This window comes from Devosia sp. CAU 1758 (assembly GCF_054482695.1).
In genome coordinates this window covers 659,456-680,819 of the sequence record NZ_JBTLRJ010000001.1, presented here as the reverse complement: position 1 = coordinate 680,819, position 21,364 = coordinate 659,456, and the positions used below count along the sequence as shown (strand labels likewise).

Genomic DNA, 21,364 nt, shown 5'->3' with positions numbered 1-21,364 from the left:
CAGGTGTGTTCGGGCGATTCTCTTCCTCGCCCGCCAGCGTCCGACAGTAAGCCGAGCGAGCACAAAAATGCCAAAACGTACCGACATCAAATCGATCCTCATCATCGGTGCGGGTCCGATCATTATCGGGCAGGCCTGCGAGTTCGATTATTCGGGCACCCAGGCGTGCAAGGCGCTCAAGGAAGAGGGCTACCGGATCATCCTGGTGAACTCGAACCCGGCCACGATCATGACCGATCCGGACCTGGCCGACGCCACCTATATGGAGCCGATCACCCCCGAAGTGGTCGCCAAGATCATCGAGAAGGAGCGCCCCGATGCGCTGCTCCCCACCATGGGTGGCCAGACCGCGCTCAATTGCGCGCTGTCGCTCAGGAAGATGGGCATTCTCGAAAAATACAATGTCGAGATGATTGGCGCGACGGCGGAAGCCATCGACAAGGCCGAGGACCGCGAGCTGTTCCGCGATGCCATGAAGAAGATCGGGCTCGAAACCCCGCGCTCCATGCTCGCCCACAACACCATCGAGGCGCTGCAGGCGCTCGAGGTCATCGGCCTGCCCGCCATCATCCGCCCCAGCTTTACCCTCGGCGGCACCGGCGGCGGCATTGCCTACAATCGCGAGGAATATCTCGCCATCTGCGAAAGCGGCATCGACGCCTCGCCCACCAATGAAGTGCTCGTTGAAGAGAGCGTGCTCGGCTGGAAAGAGTACGAAATGGAGGTTGTCCGCGACAAGAAGGACAACTGCATCATCATCTGCTCCATCGAAAATATCGACCCGATGGGCGTCCATACCGGCGACTCGATCACCGTCGCCCCGGCCCTGACGCTGACCGACAAGGAATACCAGATCATGCGCGACGCCTCCCTGGCGGTGCTGCGCGAGATCGGTGTTGAAACCGGCGGCTCCAACGTCCAGTTCGGCATCAATCCGGCCGATGGGCGCATGGTCGTCATCGAGATGAACCCGCGCGTCTCGCGCTCCTCGGCGCTGGCGTCGAAGGCCACCGGCTTCCCCATCGCCAAGGTCGCTGCGCGCCTCGCCGTCGGCTACACCCTCGATGAACTCGAAAACGACATCACCGGCGGCGCCACCCCGGCCAGCTTCGAGCCCACCATCGATTATGTCGTGGTGAAAATCCCGCGCTTTGCCTTCGAAAAATTCCCCGGCGCCGACAATCGCCTCACCACCTCGATGAAGTCGGTGGGCGAGGCCATGGCCATCGGCCGCACCTTCCAGGAATCACTGCAAAAGGCCCTGCGTTCGCTCGAAACCGGCCTGACCGGCCTCAACGAGATCGGCATTCCAGGCCTGGGCGAAGGCGAGGACAAGAACGCTATCAAGGCCGCCCTCGGCACCGCAACGCCCTCCCGCCTCCTCCATGTCGCCGAAGCCATGCGCCTGGGCGTCTCCAACGAAGATATCTTCGAGGCCTGCAAGATCGATCCGTGGTTCCTTGAACAGATGCGCGGCATCGTCGACATGGAAGCCAAGGTGAAAGAGTTCGGCCTGCCCCAGGACGCCGCCACCCTACGGCAGCTAAAATCCATGGGCTTTTCCGACGCGCGCCTCGCCCAGCTTGCCGGCCTCAAGACCAATGATGTGCGCAAGCTGCGCCACAGCCTCGAAGTGCGTCCCGCCTACAAGCGCATCGACACCTCGGCAGCCGAATTCGCCTCGCCCACTGCCTATATGTATTCGACCTATGAAATGCCTTTCGCCGGCAAGGTCCAGGACGAATCCCGTCCCACCGACCGCAAGAAGGTCGTCATTCTCGGCGGCGGCCCCAACCGCATCGGCCAGGGTATCGAGTTCGACTATTGCTGCTGCCATGCTGCCTTCGCGCTGGCCGATGCCGGCTATGAGACCATCATGGTCAATTGCAATCCCGAGACCGTCTCGACCGACTATGACACCTCCGACCGTCTCTATTTCGAGCCGCTGACCGAGGAAGACGTCATCGAGATCCTGCTTACCGAAAAGCAGAACGGCACCCTCCATGGCGTCATCGTCCAGTTCGGCGGCCAGACCCCGCTGAACCTGGCCGAAGCCGTGCTGAAGGCCGGCGTGCCGATCCTGGGCACCCAGCCCGACTCCATTGACCTCGCCGAAGACCGCGACCAGTTCATGAAGCTCCTCAACAAGCTCGAACTGACCCAGCCAAAGAACGGCATCGCCTATTCGCTTGAGCAAGCCCGCCTCGTTGCCGAGCGCCTCGGCTATCCGCTGGTCATCCGCCCCTCCTACGTGCTGGGCGGCCGCGCCATGGCCATCGTCCATTCGGCCAAGGAATTCGAATCCTATGTGCAGGACACGCTCACAGGCCTCGTCCCGCCCGACATTCTCCAGCGTTACCCCAATGACAAGACCGGCCAGATCAATTCGGTGCTGTCCGACAATCCGCTGCTGTTCGACGCCTATCTCTCCGGCGCCACCGAAATCGACGTCGATTGCCTTTGCGATGGCAAGGACGTCTTCGTGGCCGGCATCATGGAGCATATCGAGGAAGCCGGCATCCATTCCGGTGACTCGGCCTGCTCCCTTCCCTCGCGCACCCTCTCGCCCGAGATCATCACCGAACTCAAGCGCCAGACGGCCGAACTTGCTTTCGCCCTTAAGGTCGGCGGCCTGATGAATGTGCAATATGCGCTTAAGGACGGCGTCATCTACCTCCTCGAAGTGAACCCCCGCGCCTCCCGGACCGTACCCTTCGTGGCAAAAGTCATCGGCGAGCCCATCGCCAAGATCGCCTCGCGCATCATGGCCGGCGAAACTCTCGCCAGCTTCAACCTCGTCGAGAAGAAGCTCAAGCACATCGCGGTCAAGGAAGCCGTCTTCCCGTTCAACCGCTTCCCCGGCGTCGACACCGTGCTCGGTCCGGAAATGAAGTCCACTGGCGAAGTCATCGGGCTCGACACCGATTTCGCCATGGCCTTTGCCAAATCGCAGATGGGCGCCGGCCAGAAGGTGCCCACCTCGGGCAAGGTCTTCATCTCCGTGCGTGACGATGACAAGCAATATATCGTCGACATGGCCCGCCACCTGGTCGAAGCCGGCTTCGAGATTCTGGCCACCGGCGGCACCCAGCGCTACCTGGTCGACAACAATGTCCCGGCCACCAAGATCAACAAGGTGCTCGAAGGCCGTCCGCATATCGTGGACAGCATGAAGAATGGCGGCGTGCAGCTGGTCATCAACACCACCGATGGCCTCAAGTCGATTTCCGACAGCCGCGACATCCGCCGCACTGCGCTTCTCTCCAGGATTCCCTATTACACCACCATCGACGGGGCCCTGGCCGCAGTCGAAGGCATAGTCGCCCTCAAGCAGGGCAGCCTCCAGGTCCGCGCCCTCCAGGACTACTTCGCGGCGTAATATCAGCATAAACCACTCACTCTCCTCCCCCTTTTCGAGGGGGAGGTAGCGACGCCAGGCCTGAAACGGCCGTAGCGGAGCGGGGTGGGGGTAATGCAATCTATTAATGCGCGCGGCCTGTGCCGTCCCCCAACTCCCGCAACCAGCCCTGCAACCGCCGCCCTTCCCGCACCAGCAATGCCGGCTCGCCCAGGCTCTGCGCCAATAGCGACGCCCCCTGCAGCGACGCCTGCAATTGCAGCGCCAGGTCCGCTGCCTTCTCGCCAAACCCCATTTCGGCAAACTGGCGCTCCATCCAGGCCATCGGCCCGCCCAGCAATCCCTTTGCCTGCCCGGACCATTCGTTGCCATCCTTGCTCATTTCGGCACTCAATGACCCCAGCGGACAGCCCAACTCGGCCACCAGTGGTGCATTGCCGATGGAATTCTCGACGAAGGCCAGCAGCCGCTCCAGCGCTGTCGGCAGGCCCGACAGCATCTGTTCCATCCCGGCGACCTCGGCCAAGCGCTGCTCCAGCACCGCCCGGCCGATATCGTCCTTGCTCTTGAAGTAATAATAGATATTGCCCAGCGGCACCTGGGCGGTCATGGCCAGGTCCGCCAGCGTGGTCTGGCGATAGCCTTGGCGATGCGCCAGTTCCACCGCTGCCCGGGTCAGCCGCTCGCGCTTGCCGCGAGGGGCCGGTTTGCCTGTGTCAGCCAAGGCGTGCTCCTAACCCACGAATGTTGTACTCTGCCGCATCATATTCGCGGTCATCGCCCGCACCAAGCTGTGCGGCATCACGGCATTCATGATCTGGTAGAACCGCCCCGGCACCACAACCATCTTCTTCCGCTTCACGCCCACCAACGCCTCGGCCACGCATTTGGCGACCGGCATCGGCTTCATCGGCATGGGCGAGGCATCCAGCCCCATCTTCTTGATCAGCGGGGTTTCGGTTGGTGTGACGATCAAAACCGTCACACCCACATTGTGTTCTTTCAACTCGGCATGAAGACTCCGCCCCAGCGTGTTCACTAGCCCCTTGGCCGCTGCCGGATTGGCGTGGAAAGGAATACCGCTATCCGCGCCTAGCGCCGATACCAATAGCGTCGCGCCTCGTTTCTGCGCCGCAAAACGGCGGCTGAAATGGTGGGTCAGCAACATATGGGACACCCCGTTCAGCTGTGTCTGGCGCAACAACTGCTCGCGCTCGAAGGCCAGGAATGCGCCTGGCTGCCCGGTGCCGGCACTGGAAATGAAGAGACCGATTTCGAGATCCTTCGTTTCCTCCGTCACCACCTGCTCGCCACCCGGCTCACTGAGATCGGCCTCGACCACCCGATAATCGATCCCGTGCCTGCGCTTGAACGCCTCCCCCACCGCCTCCAGCGCGGCGCCCCGCCGCGATACCAGGACCAGATTGATCCCTGATGCCGCAATCTGCCGGGCAAATTCATGCCCGATCCCCGAACTTGCCCCGGTCACCACGGCCCATGGCCCGAACCGTTTGGCGTCCAGCCGCGTCATCCATTTTTCAGCACTCATCGTCTCACTCCTCAAATTTAGTCAGTCACCTAACTGACTTTGGAGTGAACTGTCAAGCATACTGCCCATTGCTGTCATTCGCGGTTCACATGCACCACCCTCAGTGACGACGAATTGCTGTCATCGCCTTCCGCCGCGCCGAAGCCGGGGATTCAGTCTATCTGATGGGCTCGGGCCAGCCGCGCTAGGCCTCAGCCTCTGGCGATCCTGGGGAAGCCGACCGAGACAATCCGCAGGCCCTCGGTCCGCCACAACACCAGCGCCAGCGCCAGCGTCCGCATAGCCATGGCCACGGCGCTGGCCATTGCGGCGCCGACAATCCCGAACATGGGCACCAGTAGCAGCGCCAGCGCGGCTGTTACCGCCAGCACGCCCAGCCCCACCAGCACACCAGCACGTTGTCGGCCCAGAACGATCATCGCCTCGCTGGCCTGCCCGCCAAGAGCGCGCAGCACCATGCCACCGCCCAGCACCCACATCACCACCTGCCCTGCCACGAATTCCGGGCCGAACGCGGCCAGCAGGAACGGTCCGGCCAGCAGGGCCAGCGTCACGGCTGCAATCGTGGCCCACAGGGTCAGCCGCGTGCTCTCCAGCATACTGGTCTGCAATTCGGCCCGCGATCGCCCCGCGACGTCCAGCGCAAAGCGGCGTCCCGCTACCAGCGTCATCGCATAGGCAACGAACCCAGCCAGTGCCAGGCTTCGCGCCGCGGCAAAATAGACCCCCACCGCCTCCGGCTCGGCCAGCAATGTCAGCATCAGCACGTCGGCATAGCTGCTGAGGTCCTCCAGTCCCGACAGCAACAGCAGAGGCAGCGAGGCCATAAACCACATTTTTTTCTGCCGTTCACTCGGCGCCTTTCGGTCGCCGGCGATGCGTCCCAGTCGGCGCGCCAGCAACAGCGCCAGCCCGGCCGCGACCGCAGCCATGGACCCGATCAGCGCCGCCCCGACCACCGGCAGTCGCAATTCCACCCCGGCCAGCGACAGACCCAGGCAGGCCAGTCCAATCAACACTGGCCGCACGATATAGACCGGCACCGCCGCCAGCCGGAACCAGCCAAAACAGCGCGCCACGCCCTCGAGATAATATTCGATAGCCAGGAACGGCAGCCCCAGCGCCACTAGCAATACAGTCAGCCCCGCGCCATCACCGGCCCCCATGGTCAGGGCCGCGCCGATGGCCACCAGCGCCAGCACCACGCTCGCGCCAATCACCACGCCAAGGCCAAACCGCCAGTATTGGCCGATGGCGACCACCTGCCCGCGCAAGTGATAGCGCGGCAGGAAGCGCACACTCGATTCCGCAAAGCCCAGCGCCGCAAAGCTGCCGAGCGCCAACATCCAGGTCCACAGCGTCACGAAGCCGCCATAGCCTTCCGCCGGCATCAGCCGGGCCAGCAACACCTGCAACCCGAAGATCAGGGCGGCGCTGGCCACCCGAATGGCGAGCGCAATGGCTGCGTCCAGGGAGCCGGAATTCCGGTCAGACATAGAGCAGCAGGCATGCGGCGGGTCGCAGAAAACTGCTGATGCGCTCCAACAGCCACGGCCAACGCGCATGTAGCCGCTTCAGCGCCGGCCGCACGCTGGGCAGCCAGGCATGAGTATAGACCTGTCCCTTCCAGCTCAGCGCCTCCGCCCGTGTCACCACCGGCACCGTCCTGTTGGTCCAGCTGCCCTTGTAGCCGGCGGGGTTAATCAACAGGTCATAGGCGGCGACACCATTGTCGATCAGCCAACCCACCGTCATCTCCATCTGCACCTTGCCAGGTGACAGATCGCGCAAGTCCCAGTCGAAGCCGCCCACATAGGCGTAGTAATGGCCCTGACGGAGGAACCCCAGCTCCAGAGCCACCACCTGCTCACCGGCCCGCAGCACAAAAAGGCAGGCGCCCTGCATACCGGCAGCGTCGCCGGGCAGCCCCGCCAGGAAATCCTCATAACCCTCGGCCGAAAAGCCGGTACTGAAGCGGCCGGTCTCCGCCAGCCAGCGGCGCTTCATCTGCGTGCAGAGCCTGACCAGTTCCGCAAACCGGCCATCACCTGGCCAGATCACCTCGAAACGCAGGTCTCCCAGCCGGGCCAGGTGATTGCGCCGCCGGTTGCGATTGCGCTTCTGCAGCTTGCCCAGGCCTGCCATGTAACTTTCGGCCGAGCCATAGCCGGAGAGATCGAGCACCGACGCTGAGTTTTCGGTGCCGGGCACGTCGGGGCGGTCGGCCAGGATGTCCGCCAGCACGCTCCCCTCGGGCATGGCCCGGCTGATGGTCACATCGCACTGCGAAACGCGTGCGGCTTCGCGAAAGCGGCTCGCAATCTCATGCAATGGGACGGCCCCGCGCCGGACCAGCGCCCCGCAATATTGGCTATGCGGCGTGCCGAGGGTTTCAAGCCGCCTGATCCCCGCTGCCTCGACAATCATCAGCGGCCACAGGGCCAGCAACCGCTCTCCGCGCCACACGGTCACCACATAGGGCTGCCCGATGGCGCCGGCGAATTGGCGGACCCAGTTGTGACACCAGTCATAGCTCTGGAAATAGCCCAGTGGATCGGCGCAATGCCTGTCGAGACCGTGCCACTCTGCGGCAATGGCCTCGATCTCCTCCAGCGTGCCCAGCACGCGTGTGACAATGCTGCCTCTTGGCCGCAACTGGCGTCTCCCCCACAATTTCAACACAGGTTAGACCACAGTCCTGAACATGCCGTTGCCCAACACGTTGAACAAAACATTTCCGCGCAGTTCAAACTAGTGCCCGCCTGGGGGACAAGCGACGCGCAATAGAACGCGATAGCACGCGCGCTGATCGCTTGACGTCAGTCTGCTTCGGACCGATCGTAGTAACGTGTTGAGGAGTATTGCCTATGCGCCTGCTTCTGGCTCTCTTGCCGTTCACCTGCACCACGCCACACGCCATCGCTCAGACGGATACTTTCGACCTCTATCAGGCCGTGCTCGATCGAATGCCCATTGAGCAGGCCAGGCCACTTCTGGAGGCCGAATTTGGCCCCTTGGAGGACGCCGGACCAACCATGCGCGCCAGCTTCGCAAACGATAACGTAATTGCTCTGTTCGGTCCCGCCAAACCCGCGCCAGGCATCTTTGTCTTCTGCGAAGAGGAGTTCTCAGGATTTTCGGCAGCCCTGCCTCCGGACAAGGCCGCCAGAATACTCAATCCGCACACCGCGCGAGACCAGCCTGCTCCCGAGGTCTATGCCAGCGGCAACAATGTGAGCATCCACCTTCCCGCTGCCGACATCACTTTCTACTATGGCGGGATCAGCACCAAGAGCAGCCATGTCAGCGTGACTCATCCAACGCGGCCATTCTTGACCTTCAAGCTTGCCGATATCTGCGAGGCGGGTTCAAGCAAGCCCTAGGTCAGGCGAAGAATTGGTCCACAATGGCCAGTGCTCTGTCGACATCTTCGTTTCCGAAATCGAGATGCGTCACCCAGCGCTGCCGGCCATAGCGGCCGCTAATGCCAACGCCATGCTCGGCAAGAAAGGTGGTCAGGCGCTCGCCCCGGTCAGCATCCATGTCGACCCAGAGGATATTGGTGTCAGGCATGGTGACCGTCAGCGCTGCGTGACGCGCCAGCCCCTCGGCCAGTTGCCGCGCCCGGCGGTGATCCTCCGCCAGCCGCGCCACATTGTGCTCCAGCGCATAAAGCCCCGCCGCGGCGAGAAGACCCGCCTGCCGCATGCCACCCCCGAGCATCTTGCGATGCCGCCGTGCGGTATCGATCAGGTCCTGGCGCCCCACCAGCACCGAGCCGACCGGCGCGCCGAGCCCCTTGGAGAGACAGATGGAAACACTGTCGAAGGGAGCAACGAAATCGCCGATCTGCACCCCCAGCGCCACGCAGGCATTAAACGCCCTGGCGCCATCCAGATGCAGTCCCAGCCCATGCCGCTGCGCGACGACCGCCACGGACTGCATATAGTCCACCGGCAGCACCCGCCCGCCAAAGGTGTTTTCCAGCGCAATGACTTGCGTCGTAGCAAAATGGCTGTCGCCGGATTTGATGGCGGCCTCGATGTCGCCCAGCGCCATCGTGCCGTCGGGCTGGTGGGCAATGGGCTGCGGCTGGATCGACCCCAGCACCGCCGCGCCACCGGCCTCGTATTTGTAGCAATGCGCATCCTGCCCGGCGATGAACTCGTCGCCACGCCCGCAATGGCTCATCAGCGCCAAAAGATTTGATTGCGTCCCGGAAGGCACGAACAGCGCCGCGTCCTTGCCCAGCATCGCCGCCATGCGCTGTTCCAGCAGGTTGACACTCGGGTCATCGCCGAACACGTCGTCGCCAACCTCCGCCTCGGCCATGGCCGCCCGCATCCCGGCACTAGGCTTGGTGACCGTATCGGATCGGAAATCATGGCGAATATTATTCATGGAGGGCTCCGGGTTAGCGTCCCCTTTTGCCAAGCCTCACGCCAAAATGCTAGGCCGCGACGTCGCCACCCTCCATCTCGTCATTGGCGGCAGTCAGTTCCACAGCCGGCTTGCGCGCCACCACCAGGATGCCGGTGATCGGCGCGCCGCGATCGAACCGCAGCACGGCTGTCTCGAACCGCAGCACCTCCAGTCCCGCCACCACCAGCGCATCGCGCGTGGCCTCGACGCCATGGGCGTAGCGCAGGCTGGGACGCAAAAACACCTCTTCCTGCCCGTCATGCGCTTCGAGCGAGAAGGCCACCAGGCCGCCCGCCCGCAGCGCCGGCACCAGCGCCGCCAGCACCGGGCGCAGCGCGCCGCAATAGATTAGCACGTCTGCAGCGGTCATCAGGTCGGCATCGGCGCGGCGCGCATTGAGCGTTGCCACGAGTTCGGCCTTCTGCAGGCTGTCATAAATGCCCTTGCGGGCCGTCTCGGCAATCATCGCGGCGGAAATATCCACCCCTTCGAGATGATTGACCTTGGCGCGCAGCCGCTCGCCCATCAGGCCCGTGCCGCATCCCAGGTCCAGCGCCCGCTCGAAGCCGGCAATGCCCAGGCGCGCCATCTCCTCTTCAACGAGGTCGTCCAGCAGGTCCGGCACCCGATAGCCCAGCTTGCCCACCAGCGCGTCCTCGAACTGATGAGCATACTGGTCGAACAGTGCCTCGACATAGCCCACCGCCGTGCCCTCATCCGCCGGACCGGCATCGTGTACGGCCAGCTTCAGCCTTGCGCCGAACACGCCCTCGTCATCCAGGGCTTCCAGCCGCCGCCAGGCCGCAATCGCACCCGCTAGGCATCCGGCCTTCTCGTGATAGCTGCCAGCAAGATTCCAACCCGCTGCCCACTCGGGCGCCAGGTCCAGCGCCTGTACCATCAGCTCGGCCGCGGCAGCATGGTCACCCTGCTCGGCCAGCATGCGAGCATAATCCGCGCGCCGGTCGGCGATCACGTCACCGGAAGAATAAAACGCCTTGGTCAAGACGAAGTGCTTTCGAGAGAACCGGCCCATCTGGCACAGCGCGCGGGATGTGCCGCAAAGCACGGCGAAAGGCAAGCAAATTGCTCCGCACCGGCGCTGCGACCAATTGTTCCCCTTTCAAATCGCGCAGTCTTGGCTAGTATGACACTCGTCGAATTCCGGTCAGATCATCCCCCTGGCCGATTGACGGTCGCGCCTTCATGCGCCGGCCTGTCCGGGTCACAAGCGACACCGGGCATCTTTGCGCCTAAGTCATTATTGCCTCGACAGAAACCTCCGTTCTGCCGAGCCTTTCTGCATGCCTACACGACATATTGATGCCTGGTGGATTTCAGGCTAGGCTTCGCCCCATCGAATATTGCGGCCGACTGATCTGAAGACGCGAATTCCATTCGCAACTGCTGACGTCATCTTCCGATATTTCGATATCAACTAGGTTCTGGCCAGGTGCATGGCCGGGACCGCTCCAGCAGCGACTGCACGAGGGAACGCGCATCATGGCAACTGGTACCGTTAAGTGGTTCAACGGCCAAAAAGGCTATGGCTTCATTCAGCCGGACGAAGGTGGGGCGGACGTGTTCGTCCACATCTCCGCCGTCCAGCGTTCGGGCCTCAATGGCCTGGATGAAGGCCAGAAGGTCAATTACGAGATCGTCAAGGACAAGCGGACCGGCAAATCCGCCGCCGACAATCTCACGGCCTCCTGATCCACTCAGGCTGACGAACGGGGGGCGTATTCCAGACCGGAATGCGCCCCTTGCTATTGAGCCCTCCGGCATGCTGGGCCATTAGCGGTGCAAGGGACTTTGCAACGGCATGTGGACACCCTATCTGCCTTTTGCGCAGCCGCTTGACCGAAGCGCGCCGTGCGGGCAAGCTGACACAATCTCCTAAAGACTTGTCGTGAAGCGTTGGCCGAACGGACTTGGCAGGGGGAAACCGTGTCGTCGGGCCTGTGGCCGGGACGCGGACTATCACCAGTTTCTGGCTGTCGCGGTCCCGGAAAGTCCGGCCGCGCGACGGTCTTTTGTTTTGCGAGCCGATTGGAGGCAGCACGATTATGGACAAGATCCCGATGACGGTTCAGGGGCACAAGGCCCTTAGCGCAGAATTCGAGCACCGCACCAGCAGCGAGCGCCGCCGCATCATCGACGCCATTGCCGAGGCGCGTGCGCATGGCGACCTGTCCGAGAATGCCGAATATTCGGCTGCCAAGGAGCAGCAGAGCCTCAACGAGGGCCGGATCAAGGAACTCGAGACCATGCTGGCGCTGGCCGACATCATCGATGTCAGCAAGCTGAGCGGCTCGACGGTCAAGTTTGGGGCGACCGTGACCTTCCTCGACGAGGATACCGAGGAAGAAAAGACCTATCAGGTCGTGGGCGATCCCGAAGCCGACGCCTCGGGCGGCCGCATCTCCATTTCCTCGCCCATCGCCCGCGCCATGATCGGCAAGGAACAGGGCGACTCTTTCGAAGTCGCCGCTCCCGGTGGCGCCCGGAGCTACGAGATCATCAAGGTCGTATATGCGTGAGAATCGCGCGGGGAAAACGGAGGCCCTTTCCCGCGACAGCGGTTCGACAAAGAGCCAGGGCCGCGTCTGTTGAGCAGCCTGACGCTCATAATTTGGGCATTATCCGAAAATCCTGTGTCTTTCCTGCTCACTCCCGCGCGCATCTGCTCTGCGGGAGTGACTTTGCCTTGAAACCTTTCCCCTTCGGCCCTTAACTAGGCTCAGAGGGAGATTCCTGACCTGTTGGAGAGCGTCGCGATGCACGCGAAAGTCATCATCATTGGCTCCGGCCCGGCCGGCTATACCGCTGCGATCTATGCGGCGCGCGCCATGCTGGAACCACTCATGATCCAAGGCCTGCAGCCCGGCGGGCAGCTCACCATCACCACCGATGTCGAGAACTATCCAGGCTTTGCCGATGTCATCCAGGGCCCCTGGCTCATGGACCAGATGAAGGCACAGGCCGAGCATGTCGGCACGCGCATCGTCAACGACATCATCACCCATGTCGATTTTGACCGCCGTCCCTTCGTGCTCACCAGTGACAGCGGCGATACCTACACCTGTGACAGCCTGATCATCGCGACTGGCGCCCAGGCCAAGTGGCTCGGCATTCCCTCCGAGCAGAAATTCCAGGGCTTTGGCGTCTCCGCCTGCGCCACCTGCGATGGCTTTTTCTATCGCGGCAAGCAGGTGCTGGTGGTCGGCGGCGGCAATACCGCCGTCGAGGAAGCATTGTTCCTTACCAATTTCGCGGAAAAGGTCATCGTCGTGCATCGCCGCGACGAGTTCCGCGCCGAGCGCATCCTTCAGGATCGCCTGTTCAAGAACCCCAAGATCGAAGTGCGCTGGAATACTGAAGTGGCCGAAGTCGGCGGGTCACCGATGCCCCCTTCGGTCAACACCGTCACCCTTCGCAGCACCACCACCGGCGAGACCTACGAGCAGCCTATCGACGGCATTTTTGTCGCCATCGGCCATGCGCCCGCCACCTCGATCTTTGCCGGCAAGCTCGACATGAAGCCGGGCGGCTATCTGCAGGTGAAGCCGGGCTCCACCGAAACCAATATTCCCGGCGTCTTTGCTGCTGGCGACGTGACCGACGATGTCTATCGTCAGGCTGTCACCGCCGCCGGCATGGGCTGCATGGCGGCGCTTGATGCGGAGCGATATCTGGCAGCGCATGAACTGGCGGAGGCGGCGGAATAGACGTGCAAAATCTCGGCCTAAGTCACGCTACTGTCACAATTATTGCGCCTCCCTCGCCTCGTGCGAGGGCCAGCGTTCGCCCTGGCTGAGAGTTAACAAGGAAAGCGTCACACCATGCTCGACTGGGACAAGCTTCGGATATTTCATACCGCCGCCGAGTCGGGCTCTTTCACCCATGCTGCCGAAAAGCTGGGCATGAGCCAGTCGGCCGTCAGCCGCCAGATTTCGGCGCTCGAAGACGATCTGGGCCTGAAGCTCTTCATCCGCCACGCCCGCGGCCTTGTCCTCACCGAAGTCGGCGAACAGCTCTTCCGCACCGCTCATCGCATGCATTGGGAACTCCAGCAGGTCGAGACCCAGATGTCCGAGAGCCAGGACATCCCAACCGGCCCGCTCATCGTCACCACCACGGTGGGTATCGGCTCCACCTGGCTCAGCTCGCGCCTCGATGAATTTCTCAAGCTCTATCCGCTGATCCAGCTCGAAATCCGCCTCAACGATGCCGAGCTCGACCTGGCTATGCGCGAGGCCGACGTCGCCATCCGCCTGCATCGTCCCAATCAGTCCGAGATGATCCAGCGCAAGCTGTTCACGGTCCACAACCACTTTTATGCCAGCAATGCCTATATAGATGAACACGGCACGCCCGCCTCGCCCGAGGACCTCGACAATCACCGGGTCATCAGCTTTGGCGAACCCGTCCCCTCCTATCTGGGCGACATCAACTATCTCGAGCGCATGGGCCGCAGCGATTCCAGCGCCCGCCGCGCCGCGCTCCGCGTTAACGCCATCTATGGCATGATGCAGGCCTGCCGCGCCGGCATCGGCATCGCTATGCTTCCCGACTATGTCACCGAAAAGGAAGATGGCCTGGTCCAGGTCATGCCCGAGATCGAACTGCCGCACTACGAGGCCTATTTCGTCTATCCGCCTGCCCTCAAGAACTCCAAGCGCGTCGGCGTCTTCCGCGACTTCCTGGTGTCCAAGGCGAGGGAGTGGAGCTTCTAAGACGAGATCATTCGGCAGCGCTTCCTACGACTGGCTCGAAGAGTCCCACAAAAGGGAAATCTGGCTTGACCAGACGCCACAGTTCGCCGCTATCAAGGTGTCGGAACCACTCCTCGTGGAAGCTGGCCCCAATGTATGGAGAGCGTACAGGCAACTTGATGGCCATCCCGCATTGCACTTGCTCCTCGATCCAGGATTCAAATCGAAAGAATTCTCCTGGGCTGCGAAAGTCATCGATTCTCGTCCAGTAGCTTGTCATCTCGGTTCCAAACAGAACACTAGAGCGCATAGTACAGATCAATGCCCCGCATCACTACCATCGCCCTCGATGCCGATGACACGCTCTGGCAGAACGAACAGTTCTTCCGCCTGACCGAGCAACGCTTTGCCGACCTCCTGCGCGATTATACCGACGCGCCTGATCTCACCGAGCGCCTGATTTCCGCTACAGCACGCAACCTGCAATTCTACGGCTTTGGCGCCAAGGGCTTTGCGCTCTCCATGGTCGAGACCGCCCTTGAGGTCACCGATCATCGTGTCCCCGGCACCGTCATTGCCGAAATCCTCGCCGCCGGCCGCGAACTGCTCGATTATCCGCTCGAGACCCTGCCCTATGTCGATGCGGCACTGGAACAGTTACAACAGCGCTACCGGCTGATCCTTGTCACCAAAGGCGACATCTTCGATCAAGAGCGCAAGCTTGCCGCCTCTGGCCTGGCCGAATACTTCGCCGCCGTCGAAGTCGTTGCCGACAAGACCGAAGCCGTCTATCGCCGCATCTTCGCGCGCCACACCGAGGGCGCCGAACACACCATTATGGCCGGCAATTCCCTTAAATCCGACATTCTCCCGGCCCTGGCCGCGGGCGCCTTTGCCGCCTATGTGCCGCACGATCTCACCTGGTCCTATGAGCGCGCCGAAGAACCAACCGATGAACCGCGCTACGCCCGCGTCGCCCACCTTGGCGAATTGCAGGCCGCCATCAACCGCCTCGAAGCCTCGGACTAGGCAGCCCCTGTAAACTGTGGCCCAGCTTCACCCCTCCCTCCCCATCGTGGGCTTCGAGGCGTCTCGCAGGGCACATCGCTCCGGTGGAGCGATTTGAGCGGAGGAGGCCAGGAATTCTATGCCTTACAGGGATGGTAGCGGCGCGAGAGCATTGCTCCGTAGGCTGACGCCGGTTCCCTCTCTCCCCCTTGAGGGGAGGGTTGCGACGCTGGCGGGCAGGCCCTAGCAAAGCCGGGGTGGGGGTTGGCGACTTACCATGACGCCGAATCCACGGGTCGTGCCAGCACCCCACGCCGGGCCCATGAGCCACTCAAGCCCGGCGAGCGCCCTGCTCCTCCACCGCCCACTCCCAAAAAACTCTCCACCCCCTGTGGCAGCGGGTCGCAGCCCCTTCTCCAAACACTGATTTCATTGAATAAATTCAGCCGGCATGCACAAATCGCATGGCTGACATAACCTCTGGCCAATAGGCGGACGGACTAGCCACCCCTATATGCCCCTCATCACAGCGGGTGTTTCTCCTCCCTCCCTTGCGCTCGCTGCGTTCCCTCCTGACAGATCCCTGATCTGTCCTCCTTAGGGCTCCGCTCTCCCCTCGAGCGGAGCCTTTCTTTTTGTTTGGTGACATAACAATCCCTTGCAGAAACGCATGGCTGACATGTCAGTTTCGGGATTGTCTATCGAACCAGTAGAGTTCATATATGTCCTCGTTGCTGAGGCGCACTCCGATCTCCTCCTCCCTTCGGACCCCGCATCGCAACACCGGACTGCGGATCATCTCCTCCTCCCTTGATCCAAGGTCCATGGCAGAGCGGCATACTCCTCCTCCCTTGCTCTCTGCCCCACTTTCGATTTGGCTTCGGCCCTATCATCAGGCCCCATCCTCGGATGGGGCCTCTTTTTTCCATGAGCGGCATTCCTGTCGCCAACCTGTCGACCTGCCTAGAAAATGGACAGGTTGTCGCTGTGCCTAATGCATAGCAGTTATGATCAGGTGTGCATTGCTGACCAAACGGTCAAAACCTATATTGGCTTTGTCGCTGGTGAAGCCGCTCCGTATCCTCCTCCCTCGGACCCGCTTCTTGCGACACCGGATCGAAACCGAATCCTCCTCCCTCGGTGACGGTCCACCGGTCAGGCGCATATCCTCCTCCCATGCGCAGGACCAAAACTCGCGATTTGGCTTCGGCCCTATCATCAGGCTCCAACTTCGGTTGGAGCCTTTTTTTTTGCTGCTCCCACGCGAATCTGCATGGCAGCACTTCCAATTGCGCGTTTGTGCGTCAGGTTCAGGCATCCGATACTGGCTTCAACGGCGGTGTTCGTGGTGACCCGCCCCTCCAAGGTCAGCGGCTTCGGTCGTGGACCGATGGCCCCGCCCATCCCCTCGGGCGGGGCCTTCTTTTTTGCCCCCTCCCCGCGGCGAACCGGCACATTTTGCCGCCGCCGGGCGATCCATCCCTTGAAATTGCTACGCTTTTTTCGGCACGTCGCTTGCAACGCCTGTTTTGTTCACCGGGAGAAAGCTCATGGCCAGCGTCAACGCCGCCGCGCCCTATTCAGCCTATCAGGGCTATGGCACGAGCTATCCCGCGACCACCGCCAAGACCACCACGACCGCGACCACTGCGGCGGCCACCACCAAAACTGAGAGCGCCGCAACCGCCGTCACCCTCTCCGATCAGGCCAGGGCGGCCCTGGCCGAACGGGATCTCACCGCCGTTCTGGCCGATGCGCGCCACAAGCTCACCCAGGTGCTCGACGATGCCGACCGCACCTCTCCGCTCAGCGATGGCAAGCTGGCGGTCGACCTGTCGAGCCTCGACCAGCGCGAGCTCTATGCGCTCTCCAGCGATGACAGCTTCACCCCTGACGAGCGCGCAGCCGCGGGCCTTGAAATGCAGCGCCGCTTCGAGGCCGCCCTCTCCGGGCCCTTCGCCATTGCACAGGTTACCAGCAGCTTCATCGGGCTCTACAAGGCCGCAGCCGCCTATCTCGACGCCCTGGGCCCGGAAGAACGCGCCAGCGCCGACTGGAAGGCCGGACGCGACGCGCTCACCGAAGGGCTCAAGCAGCTCAAGTCCGCGCCCGACACCCTGCCCGATGCCGGCGCCAGCGATCCGGTCGCCCTCTATCTGGTCCTCACCGACACTGGCGACACTGCCGCACCCCCATCGATGATCGATCTGGCGGCCAATGTGCGCACCACGCTCGACAAGCTCTATGAAGACGCAAGGGCCAATGGGCGCGTACCCACCTTCAACCGTGCCACCACCATCGGCACCTATATCGACGTGTCCGGTTTCTCCAGCCGCGCCCTCTCCGCCATGGTGCTCGACAGCGAGGGCACCTTCACCGGCGAGGAAGTGCGCGCGGCCAATACCGCACTCCAGGCCAAGAGCGGCGCCACCCTGCTCGCCGGCTTCCAGAGCGCCAGCAAATCCGGCGACCCGACCGCCTTCAGCCAGAACATCATTGCTGCATATTCCTCGCTGAGCGAAGAAGAACGCCTCGCCACAGGCTGGTCCGACCAGCTCTACCAGGCGGCCATGGAGAGCTATGCCAGCACCTCCAAGCTGATGAGCATGTTCACCCAGGCCACCGGCAATTCCAGCGCCGGCGGCCTGGCCACGCTGCTGGGCCGTCAATAGGTTAGCTGATCCCCGCGCAGAATCCCTGGATGCGCTTGACCGCCTCTTCCAACTCTGCATTGCTCGCCGCATAGCTCAGGCGGAAATGCCCCGGCAGGCCGAACGCCGTCCCATGCACCAGCGCCACCCCCGTCTCCTCCAGCAGCGCCAGCACGAAATCCTCGTCGGTCATGAGCCTGGTGCCGCCCGCACTCGTCTTGCCCAGCAGCCGCTGGCATGACGGGAACACATAGAATGCGCCCTCCGGCGTCAGGCAATCGAGCCCGGTATTGGCATTGAGCCCGGCTACCACCATGTCGCGCCGCGCCTGGAACACGTCGCGCCACTCCTTGAGGAAATCCTGCGGCCCGTTCAGCGCCTCGACGGCCGCCCATTGCGAAATGGACGACGCATTGGTGGTCGATTGGCTCTGCAGCTTCACCATGGCGGCCAGCAGCGGCTTCGGCCCGGTGCAATAGCCGATGCGCCAGCCGGTCATCGCATGCGACTTGGAAACTCCGTTCATGGTGAGGGTCCTGGCCTGCAGCCGGGGCTCCACCTGGGCAATGGTGGCAAAGCTCTTGCCGTCATAGACCAGCACTTCATAGATGTCGTCGGTCAGGATGTGGACATGCGGATGCCGCATCAGCACCTCGGCCAACCCCTTCAATTCATTGGCTGAATAGGCCGCACCGGTCGGATTCGACGGTGTGTTGAGAATCAACCACTTGGTCTTGTCTGTGATGACCGATTCCAGCATTTCAGGCGCCAGCTTGAACCCCGTCGAAGCATCCGCAACGGCAAACACCGGCTCGGCCCCGCACAGCCGCACGATTTCGGGATAGCTCACCCAATAGGGCACCGGCACCACCACCTCGTCGCCGGGGTTGAGCGTGGCCATCAAGGCATTGAAAATGATCTGCTTTCCGCCCGAACCGACAAAGCAATCCGCTGCCGTCACATCCAGTCCATTGTCGCGCCGGAACTTGGCCGCCACCGCTTCCTTGAGTTCGGCAATGCCGTCCACATTGGTGTAACGCGTCTTGCCCTCGTCCATGGCGCGCTTGGCCGCGTCGCGGACATGTTCCGGCGTATCGAAATCCGGCTCACCGGCCGAGAGCGCGATGATGTCCTTGCCTTCGGCCGCCATCACCCGCGCCTTCTGGCTGATCGCCACGGTCGCGGACGGCGCCACGCGCCCCAATGCCTCGGACAGGAACCCCATCATTGCCTCCGGTTAGAGCATGCCGCCTGAAGGCAATGACACGCGAAGAACGAAACTCGGCAAAGGTTTTAGCCACCCAATCGGCAAACGCGAAGAGGGTTTCGGAGAACCGCGCGATCCGAACCGGAAATCAGCCAGCTACCGGACCGGTACTGCCCCGCACCACGAGCGGCAGCGGCAATTGACGCGCGCTGTCGATTAGCTCTCCCTCCAGAATGGACGACACCGCTCGCTCGGCAATCTCGTCAAACGGCTGCTGCACGCTGGTCAAACCCGGCACCGCATCGCCGGCCTCGGGCACACCATCAAAGCCGATCACCGAGACCTCCTCCGGCACTCTCCTGCCTCGGCTCGCCAGCCATCCCATTGCGAACAGCGCCGTGCGGTCCGACATGCCCAGGATGGCGGTTGGCGGTTCGGCCAGAGCGAACAGCCGGTCCATTGCCGCCCACACCACCTCTTGCGTGCCGTCCGTATCGGCATAGGCGATGTCAGCCGCCGGCACACCCACACTGGCCATGCCGGCCCAATAGCCCTCGACGCGGTCGCGCACCGTCAGATACGGCGTCTGCAACACCTGTTCGGGTGTGGCCAATGTGCCGTTCCATTGCTCCCCGATCCCCAGTATCGCCACCCGGCGATGTCCAAGTCCGGCCAGATGTCGCGCCGCCGCCTCCGCCCCACCGCGATTGTCGATGCCGACGCCAGGCGTATCGCCCAGCCCCTCTTCCATGCCCAGCGCCACAAAGGGCAGTTCGCGCTTTTCGGTCTCCCCGATCAGCGCCCGCCCCTCTTCGGCGCAGAGCAGCACCAGCCCGTCCACCAGCGCATTCTGGATATTCCAGGCCAGCCGCTCATCGTTGACGCTCGACACCAGTGACAACCCGGCGCCCCGCCGGTCACAGGCAGCGGCCAGCGCTGCCATCATGGCGCGCGCCCATTGGTCCTCAAAGAAATAGGTCAGCGGTTCGGCCGTGGCCACGCCAATCGCATTGACCTTGCCCGCCCGCAGCAGCCGGCCCGTCAGGCTCGGCCCGGCATAGCCGAGGTCCCGAGCCACGGCCTGCACCCGCTCGCGCACTTCAGGCCGCACCACATCGGGCCGGTTGAACACATTGGAGGCTGTTCCCTGCGACACGCCGGCTGCCTTGGCGACATCCCGCAACTTCACTTGCCCGGCTCGAGGGGTCATTCTTCGCGCTCCGTTGCCCTCCTGTAGCAAATTTTTTGTATCGGTTCAATTCCACTTGACCTTCACACTGTCATCCTCCATTGATTGAATCGGTTCAAGAAAACTATGCCTGCAACTTGAATCGATTCAATGACGGAGAGTGAAAATGATCCCCGCCAGCTACCTGTTCAAGGATGTATTTCAAAAGACCTGGTACGACCCCGACATAGAAGCCGCTATCGAGCGACAGGAGCCCCGCGGAAACGGCGTGATATCATGGCTCTCGCGTCTGGCCGGCGCCCTGCGCCGCAACACCCCTGCCCCTGACCTATGCGAAACCAGCGCCGCCGCGTTGCGACGCTAGATCCCTAGGCTCTCCGTGCTGCGCAGCACCACGCCCTGAACGCGCCAGCCTTCGTCGCGTTCGTCGGCCAATTGGTAGATCGCTTCCCAGACGCGCCCGTCCGTTCCGACAAACTCCACCTCCTGGACCACCACGCCGGTCGTCAATTCCCGATAGGCGCCGAAACTATGCGAGCGCGAACTTGCAATCGGCCCATAGCCGGAGCGCGCGACATCATCGATGAACCGCTGCGGATCATCATAGGCCGCCCGGAACCCGGCACCCGCAAGGGACAAGGCAGTGACGCCATCGCCACTGCGCAACGCCGCGATCTGGCCGGTCACAGTCTCGCGCCATAGAGGCTCATTGTCCTGCTGCGCCACGGCCGGCATCAGCATGAAAACACTCAGCACCATCATCCAGAATACGCGCATCACTTGGCCTCCTGGCTCCGGCGCCAGCTCGGAGCGCCACGGTTCTGCCTTCAAATGGTCCAGCAACGCCCCTCTTCGCTTCACAGTCCAACCGCTTTTGCGTGATGATGTGGCAGCATTGGAAACGAGGATACGACGTCGATCCCATGCACATATCTACGTCCCCCAGGCGCAAAAGTTTCAGGTTGATGGCCTTAGCCGGCGCTCTTGGTTCTGCCCTGGTCGCCGCTGGAGCGCTTATTGCCGGCGTTTCTCCGGCCCAGGCCGCCAACTTCGCCAGTCAGCCCGATACACAGGTCGCGGTCTTCATGGTTCCGCTCACCCTGCTGCTACTGGTCCTCCTTTTCGAAGTCGCCCGCTTTGTCTGGCGCGGCTCCGTGCCTGCCCGGGCACCCTTGCCTACACCCCGCCCCACCAATTGGGCGCGGACCGCTGAAGACAGCTGAGCCCGGCCACTTTGTTTCCCCCTGACGACCACCTTGGCCGGC

General features: G+C 62.6%; 19 protein-coding genes. 10 read left to right on the top strand and 9 right to left on the bottom strand.

Annotated elements, in window-relative coordinates:
* Window positions 1–67 precede the first annotated feature (67 nt).
* Entirely contained in the window at window positions 68–3,379 is a 3,312-nt protein-coding gene (gene carB / locus ACXYMS_RS03395) for a carbamoyl-phosphate synthase large subunit (RefSeq protein ID WP_458903671.1), read from the top strand.
* A 103-nt stretch (window positions 3,380–3,482) separates the two neighbouring features.
* Here the strand turns inward: carB and ACXYMS_RS03390 are convergent, their stop codons facing one another.
* From ACXYMS_RS03390 to ACXYMS_RS03375, 4 genes are all read right to left on the bottom strand, one after another.
* Window positions 3,483–4,082 (bottom strand): TetR/AcrR family transcriptional regulator, encoded by a 600-nt coding sequence (locus ACXYMS_RS03390; protein ID WP_458903669.1) that lies wholly within the window; start codon window positions 4,080–4,082, stop codon window positions 3,483–3,485.
* 9 nt (window positions 4,083–4,091) lie between these two features.
* Window positions 4,092–4,907, bottom strand: coding sequence for an SDR family NAD(P)-dependent oxidoreductase (locus tag ACXYMS_RS03385; protein WP_458903667.1), 816 nt, complete (start codon window positions 4,905–4,907; stop codon window positions 4,092–4,094).
* A gap of 191 nt (window positions 4,908–5,098) precedes the next feature.
* On the bottom strand, window positions 5,099–6,403 hold the full coding sequence (locus tag ACXYMS_RS03380; RefSeq protein ID WP_458903665.1) for a lipopolysaccharide biosynthesis protein: 1,305 nt from the start codon (window positions 6,401–6,403) through the stop codon (window positions 5,099–5,101).
* Window positions 6,396–7,562, bottom strand: coding sequence for a GNAT family N-acetyltransferase (locus ACXYMS_RS03375; protein ID WP_458903664.1), 1,167 nt, complete (start codon window positions 7,560–7,562; stop codon window positions 6,396–6,398). Before ACXYMS_RS03375 ends, ACXYMS_RS03380 begins: the two co-directional genes overlap by 8 nt.
* A gap of 212 nt (window positions 7,563–7,774) precedes the next feature.
* On the opposite strand from ACXYMS_RS03375, the gene ACXYMS_RS03370 reads away from it, so the two are divergent.
* Window positions 7,775–8,290, top strand: coding sequence for a hypothetical protein (locus tag ACXYMS_RS03370; protein ID WP_458903662.1), 516 nt, complete (start codon window positions 7,775–7,777; stop codon window positions 8,288–8,290).
* A gap of 1 nt (window position 8,291) precedes the next feature.
* Here ACXYMS_RS03370 and ltaE read toward each other — a convergent pair whose 3' ends face one another.
* On the bottom strand, window positions 8,292–9,308 hold the full coding sequence (gene ltaE / locus ACXYMS_RS03365; RefSeq protein ID WP_458903660.1) for a low-specificity L-threonine aldolase: 1,017 nt from the start codon (window positions 9,306–9,308) through the stop codon (window positions 8,292–8,294).
* Between the two features lie 49 nt (window positions 9,309–9,357).
* The gene (locus ACXYMS_RS03360) at window positions 9,358–10,335 is read right to left on the bottom strand and encodes a methyltransferase (protein WP_458903659.1); all 978 of its coding nucleotides are present in this window, start codon (window positions 10,333–10,335) and stop codon (window positions 9,358–9,360) included.
* Window positions 10,336–10,832: 497 nt separating this feature from the next.
* Between ACXYMS_RS03360 and ACXYMS_RS03355 the strand changes: the two genes are divergently transcribed.
* The 6 genes from ACXYMS_RS03355 (at window position 10,833) to ACXYMS_RS03330 (ending at window position 17,724) form a co-directional block, all read left to right on the top strand.
* Window positions 10,833–11,042 (top strand): cold-shock protein, encoded by a 210-nt coding sequence (locus tag ACXYMS_RS03355; protein WP_086470158.1) that lies wholly within the window; start codon window positions 10,833–10,835, stop codon window positions 11,040–11,042.
* A 353-nt stretch (window positions 11,043–11,395) separates the two neighbouring features.
* Window positions 11,396–11,869 carry a transcription elongation factor GreA gene (gene greA, locus ACXYMS_RS03350; RefSeq protein ID WP_458903656.1) on the top strand — a complete coding sequence of 158 codons (474 nt, stop codon included), beginning with the start codon at window positions 11,396–11,398 and terminating at the stop codon, window positions 11,867–11,869.
* A 237-nt stretch (window positions 11,870–12,106) separates the two neighbouring features.
* A complete protein-coding gene (trxB, locus tag ACXYMS_RS03345; RefSeq protein ID WP_458903654.1) occupies window positions 12,107–13,057 on the top strand; it encodes a thioredoxin-disulfide reductase in 951 nt (316 codons plus the stop codon).
* 114 nt (window positions 13,058–13,171) lie between these two features.
* The gene (locus ACXYMS_RS03340; RefSeq protein ID WP_458903652.1) at window positions 13,172–14,065 is read left to right on the top strand and encodes a LysR family transcriptional regulator; all 894 of its coding nucleotides are present in this window, start codon (window positions 13,172–13,174) and stop codon (window positions 14,063–14,065) included.
* Window positions 14,066–14,365: 300 nt separating this feature from the next.
* Entirely contained in the window at window positions 14,366–15,073 is a 708-nt protein-coding gene (locus ACXYMS_RS03335; protein WP_458903650.1) for an HAD family hydrolase, read from the top strand.
* Between the two features lie 1,529 nt (window positions 15,074–16,602).
* Window positions 16,603–17,724 carry a hypothetical protein gene (locus ACXYMS_RS03330; RefSeq protein ID WP_458903649.1) on the top strand — a complete coding sequence of 374 codons (1,122 nt, stop codon included), beginning with the start codon at window positions 16,603–16,605 and terminating at the stop codon, window positions 17,722–17,724.
* A 1-nt stretch (window position 17,725) separates the two neighbouring features.
* Here the strand turns inward: ACXYMS_RS03330 and ACXYMS_RS03325 are convergent, their stop codons facing one another.
* Together ACXYMS_RS03325 and ACXYMS_RS03320 are read right to left on the bottom strand one after the other, a co-directional pair.
* Entirely contained in the window at window positions 17,726–18,928 is a 1,203-nt protein-coding gene (locus tag ACXYMS_RS03325; RefSeq protein WP_458903647.1) for a pyridoxal phosphate-dependent aminotransferase, read from the bottom strand.
* A gap of 130 nt (window positions 18,929–19,058) precedes the next feature.
* The gene (locus tag ACXYMS_RS03320; protein ID WP_458903645.1) at window positions 19,059–20,120 is read right to left on the bottom strand and encodes a LacI family DNA-binding transcriptional regulator; all 1,062 of its coding nucleotides are present in this window, start codon (window positions 20,118–20,120) and stop codon (window positions 19,059–19,061) included.
* A gap of 145 nt (window positions 20,121–20,265) precedes the next feature.
* On the opposite strand from ACXYMS_RS03320, the gene ACXYMS_RS03315 reads away from it, so the two are divergent.
* A complete protein-coding gene (locus ACXYMS_RS03315) occupies window positions 20,266–20,463 on the top strand; it encodes a hypothetical protein (protein ID WP_458903643.1) in 198 nt (65 codons plus the stop codon).
* Here the strand turns inward: ACXYMS_RS03315 and ACXYMS_RS03310 are convergent.
* A complete protein-coding gene (locus tag ACXYMS_RS03310) occupies window positions 20,460–20,876 on the bottom strand; it encodes a DUF4864 domain-containing protein (RefSeq protein ID WP_458903641.1) in 417 nt (138 codons plus the stop codon). The two genes, ACXYMS_RS03315 and ACXYMS_RS03310, sit on opposite strands and share 4 nt — an antisense overlap.
* A gap of 188 nt (window positions 20,877–21,064) precedes the next feature.
* On the opposite strand from ACXYMS_RS03310, the gene ACXYMS_RS03305 reads away from it, so the two are divergent.
* Window positions 21,065–21,322, top strand: coding sequence for a hypothetical protein (locus ACXYMS_RS03305; protein WP_458903639.1), 258 nt, complete (start codon window positions 21,065–21,067; stop codon window positions 21,320–21,322).
* Window positions 21,323–21,364 lie beyond the last annotated feature (42 nt).